Source organism: Streptomyces sp. NPDC057565, assembly GCF_042801455.1.
Classification (GTDB): Bacteria; Actinomycetota; Actinomycetes; order Streptomycetales; family Streptomycetaceae; genus Streptomyces; species Streptomyces yanii.
The window spans coordinates 72770-95315 of sequence record NZ_JBHVFU010000015.1; the positions used below are offsets into that span (position 1 = coordinate 72770).

The 22546-nt window shown below is 70.5% G+C and carries 23 protein-coding genes and 1 pseudogene; 11 read left to right on the forward strand and 13 right to left on the reverse strand.

Annotated features, from left to right (window positions below):
* The first annotated feature begins 101 nt into the window (after positions 1-101).
* The gene (locus ACFU8W_RS25390) at positions 102-614 is read left to right on the forward strand and encodes a DinB family protein (protein WP_345514880.1); all 513 of its coding nucleotides are present in this window, start codon (positions 102-104) and stop codon (positions 612-614) included.
* Positions 615-742: 128 nt separating this feature from the next.
* Here the strand turns inward: ACFU8W_RS25390 and ACFU8W_RS25395 are convergent, their stop codons facing one another.
* Positions 743-2026, reverse strand: a complete 1284-nt coding sequence (locus ACFU8W_RS25395; RefSeq protein ID WP_345514879.1) for a geranylgeranyl reductase family protein — start codon at positions 2024-2026, stop codon at positions 743-745.
* A gap of 43 nt (positions 2027-2069) precedes the next feature.
* On the opposite strand from ACFU8W_RS25395, the gene ACFU8W_RS25400 reads away from it, so the two are divergent.
* Positions 2070-2648: a GNAT family N-acetyltransferase gene (locus ACFU8W_RS25400; protein WP_384041332.1), complete on the forward strand. Its 579-nt coding sequence runs from the start codon at positions 2070-2072 to the stop codon at positions 2646-2648.
* A gap of 12 nt (positions 2649-2660) precedes the next feature.
* Here the strand turns inward: ACFU8W_RS25400 and ACFU8W_RS25405 are convergent, their stop codons facing one another.
* The 7 genes and pseudogenes from ACFU8W_RS25405 to ACFU8W_RS25435 all read right to left on the reverse strand — a co-directional run bounded on the left by ACFU8W_RS25405 (position 2661) and on the right by ACFU8W_RS25435 (position 10978).
* Complete coding sequence (locus ACFU8W_RS25405) at positions 2661-4904, reverse strand: hypothetical protein (RefSeq protein WP_384041593.1); 2244 nt, start codon at positions 4902-4904, stop codon at positions 2661-2663.
* A gap of 87 nt (positions 4905-4991) precedes the next feature.
* Positions 4992-5138: pseudogene (locus ACFU8W_RS25410) on the reverse strand (zinc-ribbon domain-containing protein); the annotation flags it as partial.
* 87 nt (positions 5139-5225) lie between these two features.
* Positions 5226-5918, reverse strand: a complete 693-nt coding sequence (locus ACFU8W_RS25415; protein WP_384041335.1) for a demethylmenaquinone methyltransferase — start codon at positions 5916-5918, stop codon at positions 5226-5228.
* 149 nt (positions 5919-6067) lie between these two features.
* Positions 6068-6721 (reverse strand): hypothetical protein, encoded by a 654-nt coding sequence (locus tag ACFU8W_RS25420; RefSeq protein WP_384041338.1) that lies wholly within the window; start codon positions 6719-6721, stop codon positions 6068-6070.
* A gap of 7 nt (positions 6722-6728) precedes the next feature.
* Positions 6729-7928: a cyclic dehypoxanthinyl futalosine synthase gene (mqnC, locus tag ACFU8W_RS25425; RefSeq protein ID WP_384041341.1), complete on the reverse strand. Its 1200-nt coding sequence runs from the start codon at positions 7926-7928 to the stop codon at positions 6729-6731.
* A gap of 72 nt (positions 7929-8000) precedes the next feature.
* Complete coding sequence (locus ACFU8W_RS25430) at positions 8001-9728, reverse strand: serine/threonine-protein kinase (protein ID WP_384041344.1); 1728 nt, start codon at positions 9726-9728, stop codon at positions 8001-8003.
* Positions 9729-10099: 371 nt separating this feature from the next.
* Positions 10100-10978 (reverse strand): menaquinone biosynthesis protein, encoded by an 879-nt coding sequence (locus ACFU8W_RS25435; RefSeq protein ID WP_345514873.1) that lies wholly within the window; start codon positions 10976-10978, stop codon positions 10100-10102.
* A gap of 376 nt (positions 10979-11354) precedes the next feature.
* Here ACFU8W_RS25435 and ACFU8W_RS25440 point away from each other — a divergent pair, with 376 nt between their 5' ends.
* Both ACFU8W_RS25440 and ACFU8W_RS25445 read left to right on the forward strand, forming a co-directional pair.
* Entirely contained in the window at positions 11355-11558 is a 204-nt protein-coding gene (locus tag ACFU8W_RS25440; RefSeq protein WP_037693088.1) for a cold-shock protein, read from the forward strand.
* 169 nt (positions 11559-11727) lie between these two features.
* Positions 11728-12555 (forward strand): MerR family transcriptional regulator, encoded by an 828-nt coding sequence (locus ACFU8W_RS25445; protein WP_266982745.1) that lies wholly within the window; start codon positions 11728-11730, stop codon positions 12553-12555.
* A 67-nt stretch (positions 12556-12622) separates the two neighbouring features.
* Here ACFU8W_RS25445 and ACFU8W_RS25450 read toward each other — a convergent pair whose 3' ends face one another.
* Complete coding sequence (locus tag ACFU8W_RS25450) at positions 12623-13843, reverse strand: amidohydrolase family protein (protein WP_384041349.1); 1221 nt, start codon at positions 13841-13843, stop codon at positions 12623-12625.
* Between the two features lie 166 nt (positions 13844-14009).
* Positions 14010-14138, reverse strand: coding sequence for a hypothetical protein (locus ACFU8W_RS25455; RefSeq protein ID WP_345514870.1), 129 nt, complete (start codon positions 14136-14138; stop codon positions 14010-14012).
* A 2-nt stretch (positions 14139-14140) separates the two neighbouring features.
* Between ACFU8W_RS25455 and ACFU8W_RS25460 the strand changes: the two genes are divergently transcribed.
* From ACFU8W_RS25460 to ACFU8W_RS25470, 3 genes are all read left to right on the forward strand, one after another.
* Entirely contained in the window at positions 14141-17113 is a 2973-nt protein-coding gene (locus ACFU8W_RS25460) for a BTAD domain-containing putative transcriptional regulator (RefSeq protein WP_384041352.1), read from the forward strand.
* Between the two features lie 196 nt (positions 17114-17309).
* Positions 17310-17483, forward strand: coding sequence for a hypothetical protein (locus ACFU8W_RS25465; RefSeq protein ID WP_384041355.1), 174 nt, complete (start codon positions 17310-17312; stop codon positions 17481-17483).
* A gap of 191 nt (positions 17484-17674) precedes the next feature.
* The gene (locus tag ACFU8W_RS25470; RefSeq protein ID WP_384041358.1) at positions 17675-17803 is read left to right on the forward strand and encodes a hypothetical protein; all 129 of its coding nucleotides are present in this window, start codon (positions 17675-17677) and stop codon (positions 17801-17803) included.
* Positions 17804-17859: 56 nt separating this feature from the next.
* Here ACFU8W_RS25470 and ACFU8W_RS25475 read toward each other — a convergent pair whose 3' ends face one another.
* Positions 17860-18075, reverse strand: a complete 216-nt coding sequence (locus ACFU8W_RS25475) for a hypothetical protein (RefSeq protein ID WP_384041361.1) — start codon at positions 18073-18075, stop codon at positions 17860-17862.
* Positions 18076-18250: 175 nt separating this feature from the next.
* Entirely contained in the window at positions 18251-18529 is a 279-nt protein-coding gene (locus ACFU8W_RS25480; RefSeq protein WP_384041364.1) for a hypothetical protein, read from the reverse strand.
* A gap of 121 nt (positions 18530-18650) precedes the next feature.
* Between ACFU8W_RS25480 and ACFU8W_RS25485 the strand changes: the two genes are divergently transcribed.
* Both ACFU8W_RS25485 and ACFU8W_RS25490 read left to right on the forward strand, forming a co-directional pair.
* Positions 18651-19010 carry a hypothetical protein gene (locus ACFU8W_RS25485; protein ID WP_384041367.1) on the forward strand — a complete coding sequence of 120 codons (360 nt, stop codon included), beginning with the start codon at positions 18651-18653 and terminating at the stop codon, positions 19008-19010.
* Positions 19003-19275, forward strand: coding sequence for a hypothetical protein (locus tag ACFU8W_RS25490; RefSeq protein WP_384041370.1), 273 nt, complete (start codon positions 19003-19005; stop codon positions 19273-19275). The genes ACFU8W_RS25485 and ACFU8W_RS25490 overlap by 8 nt, the downstream gene beginning before the upstream one ends.
* A gap of 12 nt (positions 19276-19287) precedes the next feature.
* On the opposite strand, the gene ACFU8W_RS25495 is transcribed toward ACFU8W_RS25490, so the two are convergent.
* The gene (locus tag ACFU8W_RS25495; RefSeq protein WP_384041373.1) at positions 19288-20844 is read right to left on the reverse strand and encodes a FadD3 family acyl-CoA ligase; all 1557 of its coding nucleotides are present in this window, start codon (positions 20842-20844) and stop codon (positions 19288-19290) included.
* 97 nt (positions 20845-20941) lie between these two features.
* Between ACFU8W_RS25495 and ACFU8W_RS25500 the strand changes: the two genes are divergently transcribed.
* Complete coding sequence (locus ACFU8W_RS25500) at positions 20942-22090, forward strand: lipid-transfer protein (RefSeq protein ID WP_384041376.1); 1149 nt, start codon at positions 20942-20944, stop codon at positions 22088-22090.
* Positions 22091-22097: 7 nt separating this feature from the next.
* Positions 22098-22538, forward strand: a complete 441-nt coding sequence (locus tag ACFU8W_RS25505; protein ID WP_384041379.1) for a Zn-ribbon domain-containing OB-fold protein — start codon at positions 22098-22100, stop codon at positions 22536-22538.
* Positions 22539-22546 lie beyond the last annotated feature (8 nt).

Genomic DNA, 22546 nt, shown 5'->3' on the forward strand with positions numbered 1-22546 from the left:
CGTGGAGCGGTGATTCCGGTGCTGTCGCTGCCGCCCCGGTGCCTTGTCCGTTCCCGGATCCGCCTGCGCACACGGTCCCGGTCGGGGTAGCTTCAACTCCCATGACCCGCCCGCGTATACGCCCTCCGTACGAAGCCGACGAGCGGACCCAGTTGCTCGGCTGGTTCGACATGCAGCGGGCGGTCGTCCACTGGAAGTGCGAGGGGCTGTCCGAGACCGATGCGCACCGGGCCGTGCTCCCCGCCTCGCCGCATCTGTCGGCCGCGGGGATCGTCTCGCATCTGCGCTGGGTCGAGAATTGCTGGTTCGAGGTGATGTTCCTCGGCCGGCCCGCCGTGGGGCCGCGGTTCGACCCGGACACCGAGGATGCCGACATGCGGGTCGACGGCATTCCGCTCGCACAGCTCCTCAAGGAGTACGAGCAGCAGTGCGCCGTCACCGACGAGATCGTCGCGGCCCACGCCCTGGAGGACGTGGGCCGCCATCCCGACTTCGAGATCGCCTCCGCGAATCTGCGGTGGATGCTGTTCCACATGATCGAGGAGACGGCCCGGCACGCCGGTCATCTCGATGCCGTACGGGAGATCATCGACGGCGAGAAGGGCTACTACTGACCCGGCCGGGGGCGCCGCCCACCCCCGAATCCGTGCAGCGGGACAGCGGGCTCACTGCCCGACACGCATCACGGAGATCGCCGGCGCCTCGCTCGTGGACCGAGCGAGGACGCGGACGGGAATGACGGTCAGGCCTTCGGGGCCACCTTGGAAAGGCCGTTGATGATGCGGTCCATCGCATCGCCGCCCGTCGGGTCGGTGAGGTTGGCGAGCATCTTCAGCGTGAACTTCATCAGCAGCGGGTGCGTCAGACCGCGCTGGGTGGCGATCTTCATGACCTTCGGGTTGCCGATCAGCTTCACGAAGGCGCGGCCCATCGTGTAGTAGCCGCCGTAGGTCTCCTTGAGGATCTTCGGGTAGTTGTGCAGCGCCAGCTCGCGCTGGGCGGGGGTCGCGCGGGCATGCGCCTGGACGATGACGTCCGCGGCGATCTGTCCCGACTCCATGGCGTACGCGATGCCTTCGCCGTTGAACGGGTTGACCATGCCCCCCGCGTCACCGACGAGCAGCAGCCCCTTGGTGTAGTGCGGCTGGCGGTTGAACGCCATGGGGAGCGCGGCGCCGCGGATCGGCATCGTCATGTTCTCCGGGGTGAAGCCCCAGTCCTCCGGCATGGACGCGCACCACGCCTTGAGGATCTCGCGCCAGTCCAGCTCCTTGAAGGCGGACGACGAGTTGAGGATGCCGAGGCCGACGTTGGACGTACCGTCGCCCATGCCGAAGATCCAGCCGTAGCCGGGCAGCAGTCGGTCCTGGGGGCCGCGCCGGTCCCACAGCTCCAGCCAGGACTCCAGGTAGTCGTCGTCGTGGCGCGGGGAGGTGAAGTACGTACGGACCGCGACACCCATCGGGCGGTCCTCGCGGCGGTGCAGGCCCATGGCGAGCGACAGCCGGGTGGAGTTGCCGTCGGCGGCGACGACGAGCGGGGCGTGGAAGGTGACCGGGGTCTTCTCCTCGCCGAGCTTCGCGTTCACACCGGTGATGCGGCCGGTGCGCTCGTCGGTGATCGGAGCGCCGACATTGCACCGCTCGTACAGCCGGGCGCCCGCCTTCTGCGCCTGACGGGCCAGCTGCTCGTCGAAGTCGTCGCGCTTGCGGACCAGTCCGTAGTCCGGGTACGAGGCGAGGTCCGGCCAGTCCAGCTGCAGCCGGACGCCGCCGCCGATGATGCGCAGACCCTTGTTGCGCAGCCAGCCGGCCTCTTCGGAGATGTCGATGCCCATGGCGACGAGCTGCTTGGTGGCGCGCGGGGTGAGACCGTCGCCGCAGACCTTCTCGCGCGGGAAGGCGGTCTTCTCCAGCAGGAGAACGTCGAGTCCGGCCTTGGCAAGGTAGTACGCGGTCGTGGAGCCGGCTGGGCCTGCCCCCACGACGATCACATCCGCGCTGTGTTCGGACAGGGGCTCGGTCACGGTCGGATCTCCCGAAGACTCGAAATCGCGTGCCGCGCGGCACATGTCCCGTGCAGTCTATGGGTGCCTGCTCACCAACCTTCCGAAGGGCTCCCCGTTGTCGACCGTGCACTCCCCCGGCCCCTCCGTGCAGCTGCGTGTCCCGACCGACGAGGACGCCGTTGCCTGGCACCGGGCGTTCGACGACCCGGAGGTGATGGAGTTCTTCGGCGGCACATCGGCGGAACTCTCGCTGTACGAGGAGTGGACCGCGCGCCGGTGCAGATACGACGCGGAGCTCGGCTTCTGCCTGTGGACCGTGCTCGACGAGGACGGCGAGGTCCTCGGCTTCACCGGTGCGCAGCCGTGGCCGCAGACCGCGTACGGCCCGGTCGGCGAGATCGAGATCGGCTGGCGGCTCGGTCGGGCCGCCTGGGGCCGGGGTTATGCCACCGCCGCCGCGCGCCTCACCCTGGAGCGGGTGCGCGCGGCGGGGGTGGACCGGGTGGTGGCGACGATCGACGCGCGCAACGAACGGTCGATCGCCGTCGCCCGGCGGCTGGGGATGCAGCGCGCGGAGAGCTTCACGACCCCGCACCCCGGGCAGGAGGTCTGCTGTTTCCGGCTGGGGCTGGAGGCGTGAGGCGGCGGTCGGTCAGTCGACGTCGTTGAGGGTCCAGGTGGACAGGGCGGTGTCGAAGATCTGCCGGGCTTCCGGCCAGTAGCTGTCGCGTTCGGTGGTGTAGATCGCGTACTCGGTGCCGTCGTCGGCGATGTAGCTCTGGTCGATCGCGTGGATCGTCTCGCCGCTCTGCTTGTCCTCGTACGTGTACTCCCAGATCGCGCCCGGGAGCCCCTGGAAGGTGTTGGCACCGAGTCGCAGCCGCCGGTAGTTCTTCTGGTTGGCGTCGGCGGTCTCCTCCAGATTCTGGAAGTTCTCGTACGAGCTGTACGGGGCGTTGCGGATGACGCCGACCTTGAGCTCGGCCCGGCCGGTGGAGCCCGCGTACGTGATCTGGTGGTTCTTCTCGCTCTCGCGGTCCCATGGGATCGGGACGGCGAAGGAGAAGCCGGCGCTGTCGGAGACCATGCGGTAGCCGTCGGGGACGGTGGGGGCGGCCGGTGCGGAGGGGGATGTGACGGGGTCTGCGGGCGGGGCGGCGGGTTCGGTGGTCGATGGGGTCCCGGACGGCTTGCTGTCCGAGCTCCGGGAGGCGGCGGGCTTGTCGTCCGTGGCGGCCGCGGGCGGGTGCTGGTTGCCGTTCTTCAGGAACAGGGCTCCGGCGGTGATGCCGCCGCCGAGCACGACGGCCGCGACGAGGGTGGCGCCCCAGACGAGGACCGTGCGCTTGCCTGCGGCGGCAGCGGAGGGGTCGCCGGGCACCGGAGGCTGAAGGGTGGGCGCGGGGCCGAGATGGACGGTCTGCGGGTCGTACGGGGTCGGCGTGGGCGGGACCGCGGGTGCCACCGGCGCCTGCTGCTGGGGCTGGTTCCGGGGCTGAGGCAGGCTCGGGAGCTGGTTCCGGGACTGCGGGTTCCAGGCGGGAGGTGGTCCCGGCTGGAAGGGCTGCTGCATCGCCCGGCCCGGCTGAACTGCGTGTCCCTGTTGCCCCGCCAGACGCAGCAGATGCGGCGCGACCAGCACCGCGCCCGCCACCCACAGCAGTCCGAACAGCAGCGCGTCGGCCACGGCCGGTGCGAGCTCCGCCGTGCCCCGGCCTCCCGCGTCGGCGACCCCGCCCGCAATCTCCGTGGACACCCCGCTGAACGCGGTGAGCAGCACATACAGGGTGAGGAACAGACCGCCTGCGATGACCTGTTCGCGCCGGTCCGCCGAGCGGCGGGCGGCCGACACCCCGACGTACAGCGCACAGACGACACCGGTCAGCACGGCGCCGGCCACCGCCCAGCCGTTCACCGCGTCGCCCAGTTCGAAGAGCCCGAAGCCGCCGTGTTCCGTCCCCGAGCCGAACCAGTTGACATGCCCCTGCACGTCGTACTCGACCGGGGCGCCCCAGCTCACTCCCAGCACCGTCAGGCCGATGTTGGGCAGCACCGGCAGGGTGAGCAGCATCGCCGTGCCGTCCACCTCGTCGATGTTGGCGTAGGCGATGAACCCGATCAGCGCGCAGAGCAGGGTGACGGCTCCGAGCGCCCGTACCGCCGTGCCCGTCGCGCGGACCACGGACTGCGCGACGGGCCGTTGCGCCAGCCAGTGGGCCAGATCGTCGCGCTGCAGGACGCCACCGGTGACGAGCAGCGAGATGACGAGTGCGCCGAGCGCCGCGAGGAACGGCGAGGACGAGACCGAGACACCCGCGACGTCCGGCTGGGCGAACAGCCCGAAAACCAGGATCGCGCCGGTGACCAGCGCGCTGATCCGTACCGCGGCCTCCATGCCGCCGCCCTGCTTGCGGACCGCGCGGGCGGCGAGCAGCAGCGCACCGACCCAGAGCACGGTGACGGTGAGCGGTACGAGGGAGAGCGTGGCGCCGCCCTGGCCGGACGTCCCGAAGGAATCTCCGAACCCGCCCGAGCCGCCGGCTCCGACACAACAAGATCCGTAGTCGCCGAACCCGCTGCCGGTGAGGCCGCTGCCCGGCCCGCCCGATGCGTCCGCCCGGACCTCGAAGCCGCCGCCGAACGCCTGGAGCAGCATGGCGAGCGCGATCCGCAGCCGGTCGCTCCAGCCGACGACGACCTCGTCGTCCTGTCCGTACGAGGGGATGGCCAGCGCCACCGCGAGCGCCAGGATCAGCCCGGTCGGCCACGCGGCCGCCTTCGCCGAGCCCAGCCAGTCGCCGCGCACGGCCCGGCCGAAGAACTCCCCGACGGGCGACGGCTGCACGGGCGGCGGCGCCACCGGGGCGTAACCGGGCGGCGGGGGCTGCGGCGTCACGGACGGTATCGCGGGTTGGTGCAGCGGCGGCGCCGGCTCCACTGGCGGCGCCGGCTCCGGCGCGCCCACTGCAAGCGGCTGTTCCCGCCCGCACTTCATACAGAAGCGCGCCTCTTCGGGCACGGCGGTTCCACAGTGCGGGCAGTAGGACGACGGCATGGGAGACTCCGGCGCGGCAACGGGGACGGTGACACACGGGAACGGAGAAAATGCGTGCCGTATCAACGGACACATCTTCCCGCCCACCGGTTCCCGCGTTCACCGGAATCCCGACAACTGCCGTCCGGTGCGGGGCTCATCGCTGCCGGGCGGCGGTCTGCGTCAGGGACGTACGCCCCGGTGCAGCGCCACCACACCACCGGTCAGATTGCGCCAGGCCACCTTCGACCAGCCCGCCTTCTGCAGCAGCTGCGCGAGCCCTGCCTGATCGGGCCAGGCGCGGATGGACTCGGCGAGATAGACGTACGCGTCGGGGTTGGACGACACCGCGCGCGCGACCGGCGGCAGTGCCCGCATCAGGTACTCGGTGTAGACCGTGCGGAACGGCGCCCAGGTCGGCTGCGAGAACTCGCAGATGACCACGCGGCCGCCCGGCTTGGTCACCCGGTACAGCTCGCGCAGTGCCTCATCCGTGTCCTGGACGTTGCGCAGCCCGAAGGAGATCGTCACCGCGTCGAACGTCTCGTCGCGGAACGGCAGCTTCGTGGCGTCCCCCGCGGTGAACGGCAGCCAGGGATGACGCTTCTTGCCGACCTGCAGCATGCCGACGGAGAAGTCGCACGGCACGACGTACGCGCCGGTCGCGGCGAACGGCAGCGAGGACGTCGCCGTGCCCGCGGCCAGGTCGAGGACCTTCTCCGCGGGGCGGGCGTGCACCGCCTTCGCGACCTCCTTGCGCCACAGCCGCGCCTGGCCGAGCGACAGCACATCGTTGGTGAGGTCGTAGTTCGCCGCCACGTCGTCGAACATCGAGGCGACTTCGTGCGGCTGCTTGTCCAGGGATGCTCGGGTCACCCACCCATTCAAGCAGCCCGGCCTCGAAGGTCTCGCGCCGGTCGTGCGTCGGCGCCCGGAGCCGCTCGGAAGCCGGCTTCGACCCTCTGGGCGCGACGGCGCTCGGTACAGGGGTGGGAGACCACCGAGAATGACGGGCTCCGGAGCGCCTACCGCCGCCGGTACACCAGCCGCCCGCCGAGCACCGTGGCGATGCACGCCCCGGCGCCGGCCGCGCAGAGCGCGTCCTCGTCCGGTACGTCGAAGACGGCGAGGTCGGCTCGGCCGCCGACGGCGAGCGGGCCGTGCACGGAGCCGGGCAGGTCGTGGCCCTCCGCGAACGGGTCCAGGCTCGGTTCACCGACCAGGATGCCGGGGGCGGCGACAGCCGAGACCTCGGTCAGCCCCGCTCGGTGCACGGCGGTGCGGACGACCGGGTCGTGGAACCGGCCCGCGAGGTGCGTGGTGCCGTGCCGCAGCATCTGCTGCAGCCCGCGCCGCACGCTGCCCGCCCGCCGCGCCGCGTCCATCTCCCCGGCCAGCCGTTCGAACGCCTCGCCCCACAGCGGCCGGTCGCCGAGCCGGTCCGCCTCGCGCGGGTCGGGGTGGTAGCAGCGGGTCAGCAGCCAGACGGCATGCCACTGCCGCAGACCGGGCGTCAGGACGCCCGGCCACTGGCGGACCCGGGCCGCCGGGTGGGCGGCGACGACCTCGTCGTACGGTCCGACGGCGACGATCCGGTCGCCGTCCACGGCGACCGCGCCCTGCGCGACGGCCGCCGCGCCGACCGGAAGAACCAGCGGCGCGGCGTGAACGGTCAGCAAAGCAGCCTCAGTTGGCGCTGAGGAGCTTGAGCTCCGGGTGTGCGGTGCCGCCCTCGATCGCGGTGGACGAGATGTGCGAGACGACGCGCTCGTCGACCGGGTCGTTCGCCGGGTCGTCGTGGACGACGAGGTGCTCGTACGTCGTGGCGCGCTGCGCCGGGACACGGCCCGCCTTGCGGATCAGGTCGATGATCTCCAGGCGGTTGGAGCGGTGCTTGGCACCGGCGGAGGAGACGACGTTCTCCTCCAGCATGATCGAGCCGAGGTCGTCGGCGCCGTAGTGCAGCGACAGCTGGCCGACCTCCTTGCCGGTGGTCAGCCAGGAGCCCTGGATGTGGGCGACGTTGTCGAGGAAGAGCCGGGCGATGGCGATCATCCGCAGGTACTCGAAGAGCGTGGCCTGCGTCCGGCCCTTCAGGTGGTTGTTCTCCGGCTGGTACGTGTACGGGATGAAGGCGCGGAAGCCACCGGTCCGGTCCTGTACGTCGCGGATCATCCGCAGGTGCTCGATGCGCTCGGCGTTGGTCTCGCCGGTGCCCATCAGCATCGTGGAGGTGGACTCGACGCCGAGTCGGTGCGCCGCCTCCATGATCTCCAGCCAGCGCTCGCCGGACTCCTTGAGCGGGGCGATCGCCTTGCGCGGCCGGGCCGGCAGCAGCTCGGCGCCGGCTCCCGCGAAGGAGTCGAGACCGGCGGCGTGGATCCGCTGGATGGCCTCCCCCACGGAGACCTTGGAGATCCGGGCCATGTGCTCGATCTCGGAGGCGCCCAGCGAGTGGATGACCAGCTGGGGGAACGCCTTCTTGATCGCGGAGAAGTGCTCCTCGTAGTACTCGACGCCGTAGTCCGGGTGGTGTCCGCCCTGGAACATGATCTGCGTGCCGCCGAGTTCGACGGTCTCCGCGCAGCGGCGCAGGATGTCGTCGAGGTCGCGGGACCAGCCCTTGGCGGTGTCCTTCGGTGCGGCGTAGAAGGCGCAGAACTTGCAGGCCGTGACGCACACGTTGGTGTAGTTGATGTTGCGCTCGATGATGTACGTCGCGATGTGCTCCGTACCGGCGTAGCGGCGTCGGCGCACGGCGTCGGCGGCCGCGCCCAGCGCGTGCAGGGGCGCCGACCGGTAGAGGTCGAGGGCCTCCTCCGGAGTGATCCGGCCGCCTTCGGCGGCTCGGTCGAGGATGGGCTGGAGGTCGGCCTTCTCGGTCACCGGGCTGTCACCTTTCGGCGGTTTTTCAATGGATCTACGGACCGGTTCAGCCTACGCCAGCCCCTCCCCGGGTCAGCTGCCGGACCGGGCGAGTGTGCCGTACGGAAGTCCCGCGCCGCGCTCCTCGGACCGGAAGCGGAGTGTGCCGTCCTCGGCGAGGGTGAAGGCGACGTCGGTCGTGGTGTCCGTGCAGAGCCCGGCGGTGCCGGGCCGGTCCGGGTCGGCGCGCTCCCGGAGCGTCAGTTCCTCGGCGGTGCCTGAGGAGAGCTTCGCGATGCTGTTGCAGCTGACGGTCACTCCGAGGGTGGAGAAGGTGGTGTTCATACGGACGACGTCCGTGCCCTTCTTCCCCTCGGTGAACACCGCGGTGAGGGTGCCGTGCGGCTGTCCGGTCGTCTTCTCGGTCAGCGGCCCCTTCCACGTACCGACGAACGTCTTGGGCAGCGCGGTGACCTGGCCCGCACCGGGGTAGCCGTCCGCCGGGTTCGGCGACGCGCTGGAGGACGCGGCAGGGGGTCGGGCGACCCCGCCGTGCTCGGTGTCGCCGCCACCGCTGCCCGGCAGCAGGTCGAACAGGAGGGCGCTGCCGACGGTCACGGCGGCGAGCGCGCCCGCCACGGCGAGGGCGACGGTGCAGCTGAGCCTGCGGCCGCGGTTCCGGTCGGGGAGGCCGGGTTCGGAGTCGGCGCCGACGGTGACGGAGAACCGGGAGTCGGGGGTACGGGGGCCGGGGAGCCCGCCCGAGTTGTGGTCCCCGGCCTCGGCCGACGGGAACGTCCGGGGCGGGCGGGCCGGCTCGACCGGCGGTCCGAACACTCCGAGCGCGCCGTTGTTGTCGGCCGAGCCGTGGGCGGTGAGGGAGGCGTTGCTGAACGGCACCGGTCCCGACTGCACGGGCCCGTCCTGCGGCTCCAGGTCCAGCAGTGCCACTGCCGAGCGACTGACCTCGCGCACCAGCGGTCCGGGCAGCCAGCCCGCCGCCACCGCCGCCGCCGCCCCGCCGGGTGCCAGCTGCCGGGCGAGCTCCGTCGGGGTGGGCCGACGCGCCGGGTCCTTCGCCAGGCACGTGGCGATCACGTCCCGCAGCTCGCCCTCGATCTCACCCAGCTCCGGCTCCTCGTGCACCACCTTGTAGAGGAGCACCGCCGAGGAGTCGCCGAGGAAGGGGGCGTCGCCCGTCGCCGCGTACGCGAGCACCGCGCCGAGCGAGAAGACATCGGCGGCGCCCGAGATCTCCAGACCCCGGATCTGCTCCGGTGCCATGTAGCCGGGCGAGCCGACCGAGACCCCGGTGGAGGTGAGCGAGGCAGTGGCGTCGATCGCGCGGGCGATGCCGAAGTCGATGAGACGGGGGCCGTCGAGGGCGAGCAGGACGTTGGACGGCTTCACGTCGCGGTGGATGAGCCCCTGCCCGTGCACGGCGGCCAGTGCCTCCGCGAGTCCGGCGCCCAGGGTTCGTACCGCCTGCTCGGGCAGTGGCCCGTGCTCGGTGACCGCGGCCGACAGCGGGGGTCCGGCGACATAGCCGGTGGCGACCCACGGCACGGGTGCGTCCGGGTCGGCGTCCAGGACGGGCGCCGTCCACTGGGCGCCGATCCGCCGCGCCGCGTCGACCTCGCGCCGGAACCGGGCACGGAACTGTTCGTCGAGCGCGAAGTGCGGATGAACGACCTTGACCGCGACGGTGCGTCCGCCCGCGCTGCGTCCCAGATACACCCGGCCCATGCCGCCCGCACCGAGTCTGCCGAGCAACCGGTAGGCACCGATGGTGAGCGGTTCGCCGGCTTCCAGCGGCTGCATATGGACTCCCCCTGTGGACCGGCCGGACCTCCGACCGAAGCCTAGGGGTCGGAGGTCGTGCGATCACAGAGAAACCATCGGCCGATTTCGCCCCTATGGGAACGAACCACGGTTTTCGACACGGTAAAAGGCGCGAATGAGTCGTTCACCCGATCGAATCCGGGACGCGACCCGGACTCACCCCGTACGCAGTCCTCTATTCGGGATAGGACGCACGCGCTGTCCGGCCGGCCGCATTCGCGGCATTCGCCGGAAAGGAATCCGCGGGGCAGTGCGATAAACAGCCCGGGAGGGAACGGGGAAGCCAGAAGAAGGTGCAGCATTCACCTATTGCCCGGGCCCATTCCCCCCGCGCAACGGCCGGCGCCGGATCAGTGGTCGAGCAGCTCGACGTTCACGTCCACCGGGAAACCGGTCGTCGCCCCGGTCCGGCGGGCGAACTCACGTACACCCGAGAGCTGGTCCGGACCGAAGCGGAAGTCCAGCGTCGTGAAGTACCGCTCCAGCAGCTCCGCGTCGAAGACCTCCCACCGCGCCGCCGTCTCGGCGACCTTGGTGACCTCTTCCAGCGACAGGTCCCGCGAGGCGAGGAACGCCCGGTGCACCTCCTCCACCACGGCCGGGTGCGCCGCCAGATAGTCCTTGCGGGCCGCCCAGACCGCGAAGACGAACGGCAGCCCCGTCCACTCCTTCCACATCTGCCCCAGGTCATGGACCTGCAGACCGAGACGCGGCGCATCGTGCAGCGAGGCGCGCAGCGCGGCGTCGCCGATCAGCACGGCGGCGTCCGCCTCCTGCATCATCAGGCCGAGGTCGGGCGGGCAGGTGTAGTAGTCGGGCGACACCTCGTACCGCTCGGCGAGCAGCAGCTGAGCGAGGCGTACGGAGGTGCGCGAGGTCGAACCGAGTGCCACCCGGGCCCCGTCGAGCTGCTCCAGGGGCAGCTGCGACACGATCACGCACGACATGACGGGCCCGTCGCAGCCGACCGCGATGTCGGGGAAGGCGACGAGCTGATCGGCGTTGCGCAGGTACTCGACGAGGGTGATGGGGCCGATGTCGAGGTCACCGTGCACCAGCTGCTCGCTGAGCTTCTCCGGGGTGTCCTTCGACAGCTCCAGGTCGAGCAGGGTTCCGGTCCGTGCCAGACCCCAGTAGAGAGGAAGGCAGTTCAGGAACTGGATGTGGCCGACGCGCGGCCTGCTGCGACGGTCGTCGCCTGCTGCGGGGGAGACGGTTGAATTGTCCACATCGCGAGGCTAGACCCGTGCGGGCATCCCGCCGCCACCGGGGCTCGGGGGCGCGCCCGGCCCCACCCCTGCGTGCCTGCCGGTCCCGCGCGCCGGCGTTCCTGCGCGGCCGCCTCCGCGCCACCCGAACGACACCCCCGAGCCGCCTTCCGACCGCTATCCCCGTCAGCCTCTCGGCAGGGCAATCAAACATCCGGGTGAAGTGATCTTTCCCTCTACCGTTCCGCACACGCTGCGTGCTAGGCTCGACGCAAGTTGCAGTTTGGTTTCCCTTGCAGTACAGAGCCTGCGGAGCATGTAACCCGCAGGCTTTTGTAGTTTTCAGACTTCTTTGCAGGTTCTGGAGCAGGGCAACCCTTTGGCCCAAGGAGGGCTTATGGCTACCGGAACCGTCAAGTGGTTCAACGCTGAAAAGGGCTTCGGCTTCATCGCCCAGGACGGCGGCGGCCCGGATGTCTTCGTTCACTACTCCGCGATCAACGCGTCCGGGTTCCGCTCCCTCGAGGAGAACCAGGTCGTGAACTTCGACGTCACTCAGGGGCCGAAGGGCCCGCAGGCTGAGAACGTCAGCCCGGCCTAGTTGCCCGGGTCGGCCGATCGCGGCCGGCATGCAGTACCCAAGGAGCCCCGCTCCCCCGCCTCGGCGGAGGAGCGGGGCTCCTGCCTTGTGGTGGCCCGCCCGGCCCCGGCGCTGCCACGGACGGGAGCTTGACCTTGACACCGTGTGAGGGCGTGCACTGGGAGACATCATGTTCACCATCGGAGATTTCGCCAGGTACGGACGGGTGTCGGCCCGGATGCTGCGTCACTACGACGCCATCGGACTGCTGCCTCCCGACCGCACCGACCCCGCGACCGGCTACCGCTTCTACGGTGCCGCTCAGCTCGCCCGCCTCAACCGCATCATCGCTCTCAAGGATCTCGGCTTCACGCTCCAGCAGGTGCAGGCCGTCCTCGACGAACAGGTCGGACCCGAGGAGCTCCGCGGAATGCTCCGCCTGCGGCAGGCGGAGCTGGAGGCGGCCATGGCCGCAGCGGCGGCGCGGCTGGCGCAGGTCGAGGCGAGGCTCCGGTCGATCGAGAGCGAGGGGCACATGCCCACGGACGACGTTGTGATCAAGAATGTTCCCGCGGTACGGGTGGCGGAGCTGACGGGGACCGCGGCCGGGTACGAGCCGCAGGCCATCACTCCGGTGATCGGACCGCTGTACGACCGGCTGTTCCCGCTGCTGGAGGCGGCCGGAATCAGTCCCACCGGCCCGGGCATCGCGCGTTACGAGGACGCCCCGGCGGGCGACGGCGCGATCACCGTGCACGCGGGGGTGACGGTCTCCGCCCCGGTCGGCCCGGTCGGTGACACCGGCGTCACGGTGGTCGACCTGCCCGCGTTCGAGGCGGCGACCATCGTCCACCGCGGTTCGATGGACGGGGTCCTCACCACCGAGCAGACGCTGGCCCGCTGGCTGGACACCAACGGGTACCGGTCACTGGGTTACACCCGGGAGATCAACCTGGAGTGCCCGGAGGACAAGGACAAGTGGGTCACGGAGCTCCAGGAGCCGGTGACCAGGGCCTGACCACGTCCAGCGGGGCCCGCCGGCGGCGGGCCCCGCGCCGCACCACCCGCCGGCGACGCCCATGCGCTCACGCCCCCGCCCACAGCCCCTCGTCCGTGAGCCCCAGCAGATCGATGGCGTTGCGGCGCACGATCCGGTCCACCACGTCCGGGTCCAGGTGCCCCATCTGCGCCTCGCCGACCTCGCGCGACTTGGGCCAGGTCGAGTCCGAATGCGGGTAGTCGGTCTCGTACAGGACGTTTCCGACGCCGATCGCGTCCAGGTTCTTCAGCCCGAACGCGTCATCGAAGAAGCACCCGTACACATGCTCGGCGAAGAGCTCCGACGGCGGCCGGTGCACCTTGTCGGCGACACCGCCCCAGGCCCGGTTCTCCTCCCAGACCACGTCGGCCCGTTCCAGAATGTAGGGGATCCAGCCGATCTGGCCCTCCGCGTACATGATCCGGAGGTTCGGGAACCGTTCGAACTTGCCGCTCATCAGCCAGTCGACCATCGAGAAGCAGCAGTTGGCGAAGGTGATGGTGGAGCCGACCGCGGGCGGGGCGTCGGCCGAGGTGGACGGCATCTTCGAGGACGAGCCGATGTGCATCGCGATCACGGTGCCCGTCTCGTCACAGGCCCGCAGGAACGGATCCCACTCGTCCGTATGTATCGACGGGAGTCCGAGATGTGGGGGTATCTCGGAGAACGCGACGGCACGCACCCCGCGCGCGGCGTTCCGCCGGACCTCGTCGGCGGCGAGCTGTGCGTCCCAGAGCGGGACGAGAGTCAGCGGGATCAGCCGGCCCTGCGCGTCGGGGCCGCACCACTCCTCCACCATCCAGTCGTTGTACGCGCGCACGCCGAGCAGCCCGAGTTCACGATCCTTCGCCTCCGTGAACGTCTGGCCGCAGAACCGGGGGAAGGTCGGGAAACAGAGCGCGGACTGGACGTGGTTGATGTCCATGTCGGCCAGCCGGTCCGGGACCGCGTACGAACCGGGGCGCATCTGCTCGTAGGTGATGACTTCGAGCTTGATCTCGTCCCGGTCGTAGCCGACGGAGGTGTCGAGCCGGGTGAGCGGCCGGTGCAGATCCTCGTACACCCACCAGTCGCCGATCGGCCCCTCGTCACCCTTTGCGCCCATCACCGGTGCGAACCTGCCGCCCATGAAGGTCATTTCCTTCAGGGGGGCGCGGACGATGCGCGGGCCCCGGTCGAGGTACTTGGACGGGAGCCGGTCCCGCCAGACATGAGCGGGCTCCACCGTGTGGTCGTCCACCGAGATGATCTTCGGGAAGGTCTCCATGTGCACCACGGTAGCGCTGATCTGACGCACCGTCAGCTATCTTGACCGGGCCCCGGTTCCAAATCGTTGTCGAGGGCTTGTGCAGAGCGTCACCCACTGCTGACGTGTCCACCCATAACAAGGCAGACTGTTGACCGCGATACCAGCGGTAGGTCGTAATCCGGATTCACCCGGACCACATCGGTGCAGCGGCGGTCATTCCGGGCAGAGACACCAGCAGGACCATCAGGATCAGCAGCGCCAGCGGGATCAGCGCGACCGGCAGGACTGGCGGGGCGAGCAGGACAGGGGGCATCAATGGACCGTGACCACGGGCCACGCGTGCGCGTTCCGGAGCAGCGCGCTGCTCAGCAGCAGACGACCGGCACCGGCCTGCGGTTTGCCGTGCTCGGCCCCGTACGCGCCTGGCGCGACGACGAACCGCTGGCGTCCGGCTCGCCGCAGCAACGGGCTCTGCTGGTCGCGCTGCTGCTGCGCGACGGACGCACGGCCACCGCCGCCGAACTCATCGACGCCATCTGGGGCGACGAGCCCCCGTCACAGGCGCTCGCCGCCGTACGGACGTACGCGTCCCGGCTGCGCAAGATCCTCGACCCGTCCACGCTGATCAGCAACGCCGGCGGATACGCCATACGGACCCGGCCCGACGCGCTCGACCTCACGACGGCCCAGGAGTTGGCCGCCGACGCGGAGAAGGCGCGGGCGGGCGGGGACCGGTGCCGGGCCCGCACCCTGCTCAACGAGGCGCTGGCGCTGTGGGACGGCGAAACGCTGGCCTCCGTCCCGGGCCCCTACGCCGAGAACCAGCGCACCAGGCTCGCCGAGTGGCGGCTCCAGCTCACCGAGACCCGGCTCGACCTGGATCTGGAGGTCGGCAGCCACGCGGAGGCGGTCTCCGAACTCACCGCGCTCACCGCGGCGCACCCGCTGCGGGAGCGGCTGCGCGAACTGCTGATGATCGCCCTGTACCGCAGTGGCCGTCAGGCGGAAGCGCTCGCGGTGTACGCCGACACGCGCCGGCTGCTCGCCGACGAGCTGGGCGTCGACCCGCGTCCCGAGCTCTCGCAGCTCCAGCAGCGGATCCTGCAGGCCGACGAGGAACTGGCCCATCCGGCCGACGAGGCCGCACCCGCGCCTGCAGCCGTCCGCCCGGCCCAGCTCCCGGCGACCGTACCGGACTTCACCGGCCGCGCCTCCTTCGTACGTGAACTGGGCAACCGGCTGGCGACGGCGGAGGGTTCGGTCATGGCCGTGTCGGCGCTCGCGGGCATCGGCGGCGTCGGCAAGACGACGCTCGCCGTGCACGTCGCCCACCAGGCGCGCCCGCACTTCCCGGACGGCCAGCTCTACGTCGACCTGCAGGGCGCCGGCGCACGGGCCGCGGAGCCGGAGACGGTGCTCGGCGCGTTCCTGCGCGCCCTCGGCACCGCCGACTCGGCGATCCCCGACTCGTTGGACGAACGGGCGGCGCTGTACCGCTCCACGCTCGACGGCCGCCGCATCCTGGTCCTCCTGGACAACGCGCACGACGCGGCGCAGATCCGCCCCCTGCTGCCCGGCACGGCCGGCTGCGCGGCCCTGGTGACCAGCCGCGTCCGCATGGTCGACCTGGCGGGCGCGCACCTGGTGGACCTGGACGTGATGTCCCCCGAGGAGGCACTCCAGCTCTTCACCCGGATCGTCGGCGAGGAACGGGTCGGCTCGGAGCGCGAGGCGGCCCTGGACGTGGTGGCCGCGTGCGGCTTCCTCCCCCTGGCGATCCGCATCGCCGCCTCCCGCCTGGCCGCGCGCCGCACCTGGACGGTTTCGGTCCTGGCGGCCAAACTCGCCGACGAGCGACGCCGCCTGGACGAGCTCCAGGCGGGCGACCTGGCGGTGAAGGCCACCTTCGAACTCGGCTACGGCCAGCTGGAACCGGCCCAGGCCCGCGCGTTCCGCCTGCTGGGCCTGGCGGACGGCCCGGACATCTCCCTGGCGGCAGCGGCGGCGCTGCTGAACCTGGAGGCGCATGCGGCGGAGGACGTGCTGGAGTCCCTGGTCGACACGTCCCTGCTGGAGTCGGCGGCGCCGGGCAGGTACCGCTACCACGACCTGGTGAGGCTCTACGCGCGAGCGTGCGCGGAACGGGACGAGCAGCCGCCGGAGGAGCGGGAGTTGGCGCTGTCGCGGCTGCTGGACTTCTATCTGGCCACGGCGGCGGGGGTGTATGCGCTGGAGCGGCCGGGGGAGCGGGTGCTCGACCACTTCTCGCGCACCGAGTATCCGGGGCTGACTGTGCAGGTGCGAGAGACCGCCCTCGACTGGCTGTTCACCGAATCCAGCGGCCTGCTCGCCTGCGCCCGGCAATCGGCCACCATCGGAATGTCGAGGCGCGCCTCCGACCTACTCATGGCCGTTGTGGATCTAGGCGAGTCGGGTGCGAATTCGCACCAGTTCGCAGCCGCCGCCATGGCCGTCAGTGAGGCGGCCAAGACCGCGGGGGACGCCCAGGCAGAGGGCCGTGCGCGCACCATGCTCACCCATGCTCTCAGCGTCTCCGGACGCTTCGCCGAAGCCGAGATCCAGGCACAGCGGGCACTGGCTCTGGGGCGGTCGGCCCGGGATCCGGTCTCCTTGGGGCAGGCCCCCAACCAGCGCGGCATCATCGCGCTCTACGAAAACCGTCACGTCGACGCGGAAAGCCATCTCACCGAAGCACTGGCAGCCTTCCAGGCCGATGGCAACAAGCCGGGTGAAGCAGCCGCCCTGTGCAATCTGTCCCGCGTCCACCTTGCCACGGGCAGAACGATGAGCGCCGTGGACCTCGCCCAGCAAGGCGTCACCATCTACGAGCAGGACACCACCGGCCTGGCTCTTCGCCTCGCCAACGGAAAGTACGCACTCGGCCTTGCCCTCATGGGTACCGGACTGGCCGCACGAGCCGAGGCCACTCTGAACGAGGCGCTGCACGTCTTCCGGGACAGCCGTCAGCAGTTGTGGCACGGAATGACGCTGTTCCGCCTGGCCGAGGTGCACTTGGGAAATCGGCAGCCGGCTCAAGCCGCGTCCCACGCGGAGCAAGCTCTGGCCGTGCTTCGGGGTATCGGCGGTGAATGGCGGCGCGCCAACGTCCTGACCGTGCTGGGACGAAGTCTGGCCGCCATCGGACAGACCGACCGGGCCCGAGTCTGCTGGCGCGAGGCTCTCTCAGCCTTTGAGGAACTCGGCTCCCCCGAAGCCGAAGAGGTGCACGCACTGCTGCACCCGGCGCATGTGGCCGGGGCGGCCTGACGGCCGTTCATCAATCGTTTATCGCCGCACGGCAGTCTGTGACCTATCGATCCGCCGCGTCGGGGGGCAGACGGATCGGCGAGTGGCCTCACCGCTAGGGTGAACGGCCCTGGAATGCCCGCCCGGCGATCCACGGGGGAATCGCCGGGTGGGCTTGCCCATCCATTACACCCACTCTTTGCAGGAGTTGACCTTCATGGCCGACAAGACCGGGAACCTCAAGCCGACGGACGCGCACGCCACCGGTGAGGAGATCACCACCCTGGACGCGCACGCGACGAGTGAACCGCTCAAGCCGCTTGACGCCCACGCGACGAGCGAGCCTCTCAAGCCCACGGACGCGCACGCGACGAGCGAGCCGGCCAACTAAGACCTCACCCGCACGGGGAGCGGCCGCGGCGGCGCGGAGGGGGAGCCGTCGCGGCCGCGGCATGTCCGGCCGCTGGTCAGCGCAATCGCGTCGTTGTTCGACTGCTTCACGCCAAGGGGATACCGGCATCGCCCCCCCTGCCACTAGCGTCACTTCACGTCCGGAATCTCTCTTCTCCCACAGGAGTTGGAATGACCCGCACGAAGAAGACGCTCGTCGCCGCCGCGTTCGCCGTGGCCCTGGGCCTCGGCTCGGCCACTCCGGCGCTGGCCGACATGCACGCCACCGTGGTGACCCCGCAGGACTCGCACGCCAGCTGAGCCGCACCCGCATGCAAGAGGGCCCGAGCCAACCGCTCGGGCCCTCTCCATTTCCCCTACAACCCCCGCACCAGGACCCCCGTCCCGCACAGCTTCCCCATGTCGTCCTCGTCCGATGTGAAGACCGCCACCCGGCCCGGCTGACGCCCCGCGATCACCGCGAGCGCCGCGTCGATGGCGTACTTGTGGCCGTGCAGACCAGTCTCACGCAGCTGCCTGATCGCCTCGTCGGCGATGTCCTTGGTCACGGGCTCGACGACGATGCCGGACATCGCCCAGTTCCAGACGGGCCGCCGGGTCTTCGTGGTACGCCTCGATCAAGGTCATCGAGCTGGTCACCACGCGGATACCGGGCGGTGAGCATCCTTGGGGCGAGCCTTCGTCGTCTGGTTCAGAGCGCCGCCCGGGAAAGGGCCTCGTAGTCCAGCAGGTAGGTGGTCTCCGGCATCAGTCAGCAGCACTCCGGTGCCGCGTCGCGTCCGCTTCCTGCCCGTCGAACCACTGCTCGGTCTCGCGCCGCTCCGCCTCGGCAGCCGCCAGGTCCGCATCCGCCACCGGGGCACACTCCCTCTCCATCCGCTCCATCAGCTCCCCCAGCCGGTCACGCTCCCGCTGGCGCTCTACGGCACGCGTGACATACGCACTGAAGGCGCCCGAACCGACCTCGCTGCGGATCTCCTCCGCAAGCTCCTCCGGCAGGGTGACCGTGCACTTCTTCGTTGCCATACCAATCACCATGCCTGGGCGATCGGTGCCCCACCGCCCGATTCACCCCATCCGGTGAAGCACATGCGCCGCCGTGCGCCTCTCCCGTACCGTTGCCGTGAAGCCGCGCGAAGGGACCGGAATGACCGCACAGCACATCGACCCCGCGGGGCCCCTCATTCCCCGCCCACAGCGGACCCCGGCGGCACTCCGAATCGCCCTCGCGCAGGTGGCTCCGCACCGGCTGGGCGAGATGGAGCAGCAGAAGGACGCAGCCATCGCCCTGGCCGCGGAGACCGGCAGCCTAGGGCCGATCACGCAGTTCCTGGAGTCGTGGGCCGTCGCTGTGGAGATCGCCCGGCTCCCTGTTGCCGCCGCCCGCCTGCACTCCGCCGAGTACGCGGTGCAGAACCTTGACAGGGATGACCCTGCCTGGCGGGCAGCCATGGACGAGATCCGTAACCTCCACACGTCCGCACGGGAATCTCTCGCCGGTGAGTGAGTGGCGTTGGGAGTACGACCCGGACGAGACCCACGTCATCGGAGGCGCCACTCCGCCCCCGCCCGGCTTTGTCGCCGAGGTCGAGAAGCACGCCGATGAGCTCGTAAGGGCCGCATCCGCCCTGCATCTCGACGGGACATCGTTCCAGGGGGCTGGTGACGGTGTGCAGACCGCTTTCGTGCCGGGCGGGATGTTCCTTTACCTCACCATCGTCCGGCACCAGTGCGTCTACATTCTCCAGGTGACAGCCTGGCCCTCGAACTGAGCCCGCCTACTCCTACCCCCGCCCCCGCAGCTCCCCCTTCACCACCTTCCCGCTCGCGTTCCGCGGCAGCTCCCCCACGAATTCCACCGCCCTCGGCACCTTGTAGTTCGCCATCTCGCGCCGGGACCAGGCGATCAGGTCGTCGGCCGTCAGCGTCGCGCCCGCCCGGCGGACCGCGTACGCCTTGCCGACCTCGCCGAGTCTCGGGTCCGGGATGCCGATCACCGCCACGTCCGCCACGTCCGGGTGCAGGCCCAGAAGCTGTTCGATCTCGGCCGGGTACGCGTTGAAGCCGCCGACGATGAACATGTCCTTGATCCGGTCCGTGATGCGCAGGTTGCCCGCCTCGTCGAGGACGCCGATGTCGCCGGTGCGGAGCCAGCCGTCCTCGGTGATCGTGGCGGCCGTGGTGTCCGGGTCCTCGAAGTAGCCCTGCATCACGTGGAAGCCGCGGACCAGGACCTCGCCGGGGGTGCCGGGGTCCGCCAGGACGCGGAGCTCCGTACCGGGGATCGCGCGGCCCGAGGTGGAGGAGATCGTCTCGGGCGGGTCGCCCCTTCGGCACATCGTGACGATGCCGCTCGCCTCGGAGAGGCCGTATGCCGTGAGGACCGTCGCGATGCCCAGCTCCGTGCGCAGGCGTTCCACCAGCCGCAGGGGGACCACCGCCGCGCCCGTGACGACCAGGCGCAGAGCGGAGAGGTCGTGCGTCGCCCGCGCCGGGTGGTCCAGCAGCGACTGGTGGAGGGTGGGCGGGCCGGGGAGGACCGAGATGCGTTCGGCGGCGATGTTCGCGAGGACCGTGTCCACGTTGAACACCGGCTGCGGGATCATCGTCGCGCCCCGCATCAGGCACGCGATGATGCCCGCCTTGTAGCCGAAGGTGTGGAAGAACGGGTTCACGATCAGATAGCGGTCGCCCTCGCGCAGGCCGGCCAGTTCGCTCCAGATCGCGTAGCAGCGCAGGGTCTGGGCGTGGGTGATGACGGCGCCCTTGGGACGGCCCGTGGTGCCGGAGGTGTAGATGATGTCGGACGGGGATGAGGAGGCGACCGCGTCGGCCCGTTCCCGTACTGCGGCAGGTGATATCCGCTCCCCCGCCGCCAGGAAGTCCTTCCAGGTGACGTAGGACTCGGGTGCCGTGTCCGCAAGCACCACCACTCGCTCCAGGTGCGGGAGTTCAGCCGCCGCGCGGCGCAGTGACGCCACGTACGACGTGCCCAGGAACGTGCCGGTGATGAAGAGCATTTTCGCCCGGCTGCGTTCCAGGATGTACGCCGCCTCCACGCCCTTGAAGCGCGTGTTGAGGGGGACCAGGACCGCGCCCGCCGTGACCGCCCCGAGGGCGGAGACGATCCAGTCCAGGGTGTTCGGCGCCCAGACCGCGACCCGGTCCCCCGGCTCCACCCCCGCGGCCATGCACGCCGCGGCGGCGCGTTCGACGCGGTCGCCGAGTTCGGTGTACGAGATGCGGGTGCGGCCCTCGACGACCGCCTCCCGCTCCCCGTACCGCTGCGCTGCCGCCCGCACCAGTCTCGGGATGCTGCCCCATTCCTCGTCGTCGCGCATCGCATGCCCTCCCACCGAACCGCAATAGCTGACTATCCGTCAGATTAGCTGTAGCCTCTGCCGCTGTCAGCAGTCATGACGATCGCGGAGGTGGCGGGTGGCGACGCTCAAAGACGTGACGGCGATAGCAGGGATCGGACAGACGGCCTTCGCGAAACAACTCCCGGAATCCGAGAAGACCTTGGCCTGCCGGGCCGTCGTGGCGGCGCTCGACGACGCGGGCATCGCCGCGTCGGAGGTCGACGCGTTCGCCTCGTACACGATGGAGGAGACCGACGAGGTCGAGGTCGCCAAGGCGATCGGGGCCGGCGACGTCACCTTCTTCTCCAAGGTCGGCTACGGAGGCGGTGGTTCGTGCGCGACGATCGCGCATCTGGCCGCCGCCGTCGCCACCGGACAGGCGAGCGTCGGTGTCGCCTGGCGGTCGCGGAAGCGCGGTTCGGGGCCCCGGCCCTGGAAGAACACCACCGTTCAACTGCCCACCCCCGCCCAGTGGACCCGCCCGTACGGGCTGCTGCGGCCCGCCGACGAGATCGGGATGCTCGCGCGGCGGTACATGCACGAGTACGGGGCCACCCGCGACCATCTCTTCAATGTCGCGCTCGCCTGCCGCAACCGCGCCAACCAGAACCCGGACGCGGTGATGTACGAACGGCCGCTGACCCGCGACATGTATATGACCTCGCGCTGGATCAGCGAGCCGCTCTGCCTCTTCGACAACTGTCTGGAGACGGACGGCGCGCTGGCCTGCGTCATCGTCTCCGCCGAGCGGGCCCGGGACTGCCGGCAGAAACCGGTCTACATCCACTCCGTCGCCCAGGGGCTCCCCGCCCAGCACCACGGCATGGTCAACTACTGGAACGACGACCCGCTCACCGGACCCGCCTGGACGGCCGCCCGTCAGCTGTGGAAACAGGCCGACTTCGGTCCGGACGATGTCGACGTCGCACAGATCTATGACGCGTTCACCCCCCTCATCCCGCTCTCCCTGGAGGGGTACGGCTTCTGCGGGCGGGGCGAAGGCGCCGCGTTCACGGAGGGCGGGGCGCTGGAGAGCGGCGGTCGGCTCCCGATCAACACCGGGGGCGGCGGGCTGAGCGAGGCGTATGTGCACGGCTTCAACCTCATCAATGAAGGAGTGAAGCAGCTGCGCGGGATCTCCACCGCGCAGGTTCCGGACGCCGCCACCTGCCTGGTCACCGCCGGTGAGGGCGTGCCCACCTCCGCCGTACTGCTGAGGAGCTGAGAGCACCATGGATTCGCTGCTGCTGCCCGTCGCCGACGAGGACGGTGCCCCCTTCTGGGAGTACGCCGCCCGGGGCGAACTCCGCGTCCAGGCGTGCGCCGCCCCCGCGTGCGGCGCCCTCCGTTTCCCTCCGCGGCCCTGCTGCCCGCACTGCCAGTCCTTCGAGAGCGAGTGGCGGGCGATGAGCGGGCGCGGCCGGATCTGGTCGTACGTGCTGCCGCATCCGCCGCTGCTGCCCGCGTACGCCGCACAGGCCCCGTACAACGCGGTCGTCGTCGAACTCGCCGAAGCTCCGCACATCCGGCTGGTCGGCAATGTGGTCAGCGGCCCCGATGCTCCCCTCGACTCGGTCGATCCGGCGCGGCTGCGGATCGGGGCACCGGTGAGGACGGTCTTCGCGCCGGTGAGCCCGGAGCTGACCGTGGTCCGCTGGCTGCTGGAACGGTGAGCGGACGA

What these genes read in the sequence shown, in the direction of transcription:
- ACFU8W_RS25440 (WP_037693088.1), top strand. Translation starts at nt 11,355, where the DNA reads ATGGCTACCGGAACCGTCAAGTGGTTCAACGCTGAAAAGGGCTTCGGC.
- ACFU8W_RS25475 (WP_384041361.1), bottom strand. Translation starts at nt 18,075, where the DNA reads ATGTCCGGCATCGTCGTCGAGCCCGTGACCAAGGACATCGCCGACGAG.
- ACFU8W_RS25460 (WP_384041352.1), top strand. Translation starts at nt 14,141, where the DNA reads ATGGACCGTGACCACGGGCCACGCGTGCGCGTTCCGGAGCAGCGCGCT.
- ACFU8W_RS25470 (WP_384041358.1), top strand. Translation starts at nt 17,675, where the DNA reads ATGACCCGCACGAAGAAGACGCTCGTCGCCGCCGCGTTCGCCGTGGCC.
- ACFU8W_RS25445 (WP_266982745.1), top strand. Translation starts at nt 11,728, where the DNA reads ATGTTCACCATCGGAGATTTCGCCAGGTACGGACGGGTGTCGGCCCGG.
- ACFU8W_RS25485 (WP_384041367.1), top strand. Translation starts at nt 18,651, where the DNA reads ATGACCGCACAGCACATCGACCCCGCGGGGCCCCTCATTCCCCGCCCA.
- ACFU8W_RS25430 (WP_384041344.1), bottom strand. Translation starts at nt 9,728, where the DNA reads ATGCAGCCGCTGGAAGCCGGCGAACCGCTCACCATCGGTGCCTACCGG.
- ACFU8W_RS25400 (WP_384041332.1), top strand. Translation starts at nt 2,070, where the DNA reads ATGTCCCGTGCAGTCTATGGGTGCCTGCTCACCAACCTTCCGAAGGGC.
- ACFU8W_RS25450 (WP_384041349.1), bottom strand. Translation starts at nt 13,843, where the DNA reads ATGGAGACCTTCCCGAAGATCATCTCGGTGGACGACCACACGGTGGAG.
- ACFU8W_RS25455 (WP_345514870.1), bottom strand. Translation starts at nt 14,138, where the DNA reads ATGCCCCCTGTCCTGCTCGCCCCGCCAGTCCTGCCGGTCGCGCTGATC.
- ACFU8W_RS25495 (WP_384041373.1), bottom strand. Translation starts at nt 20,844, where the DNA reads ATGCGCGACGACGAGGAATGGGGCAGCATCCCGAGACTGGTGCGGGCG.
- ACFU8W_RS25465 (WP_384041355.1), top strand. Translation starts at nt 17,310, where the DNA reads ATGGCCGACAAGACCGGGAACCTCAAGCCGACGGACGCGCACGCCACC.
- ACFU8W_RS25505 (WP_384041379.1), top strand. Translation starts at nt 22,098, where the DNA reads ATGGATTCGCTGCTGCTGCCCGTCGCCGACGAGGACGGTGCCCCCTTC.
- ACFU8W_RS25390 (WP_345514880.1), top strand. Translation starts at nt 102, where the DNA reads ATGACCCGCCCGCGTATACGCCCTCCGTACGAAGCCGACGAGCGGACC.
- ACFU8W_RS25480 (WP_384041364.1), bottom strand. Translation starts at nt 18,529, where the DNA reads ATGGCAACGAAGAAGTGCACGGTCACCCTGCCGGAGGAGCTTGCGGAG.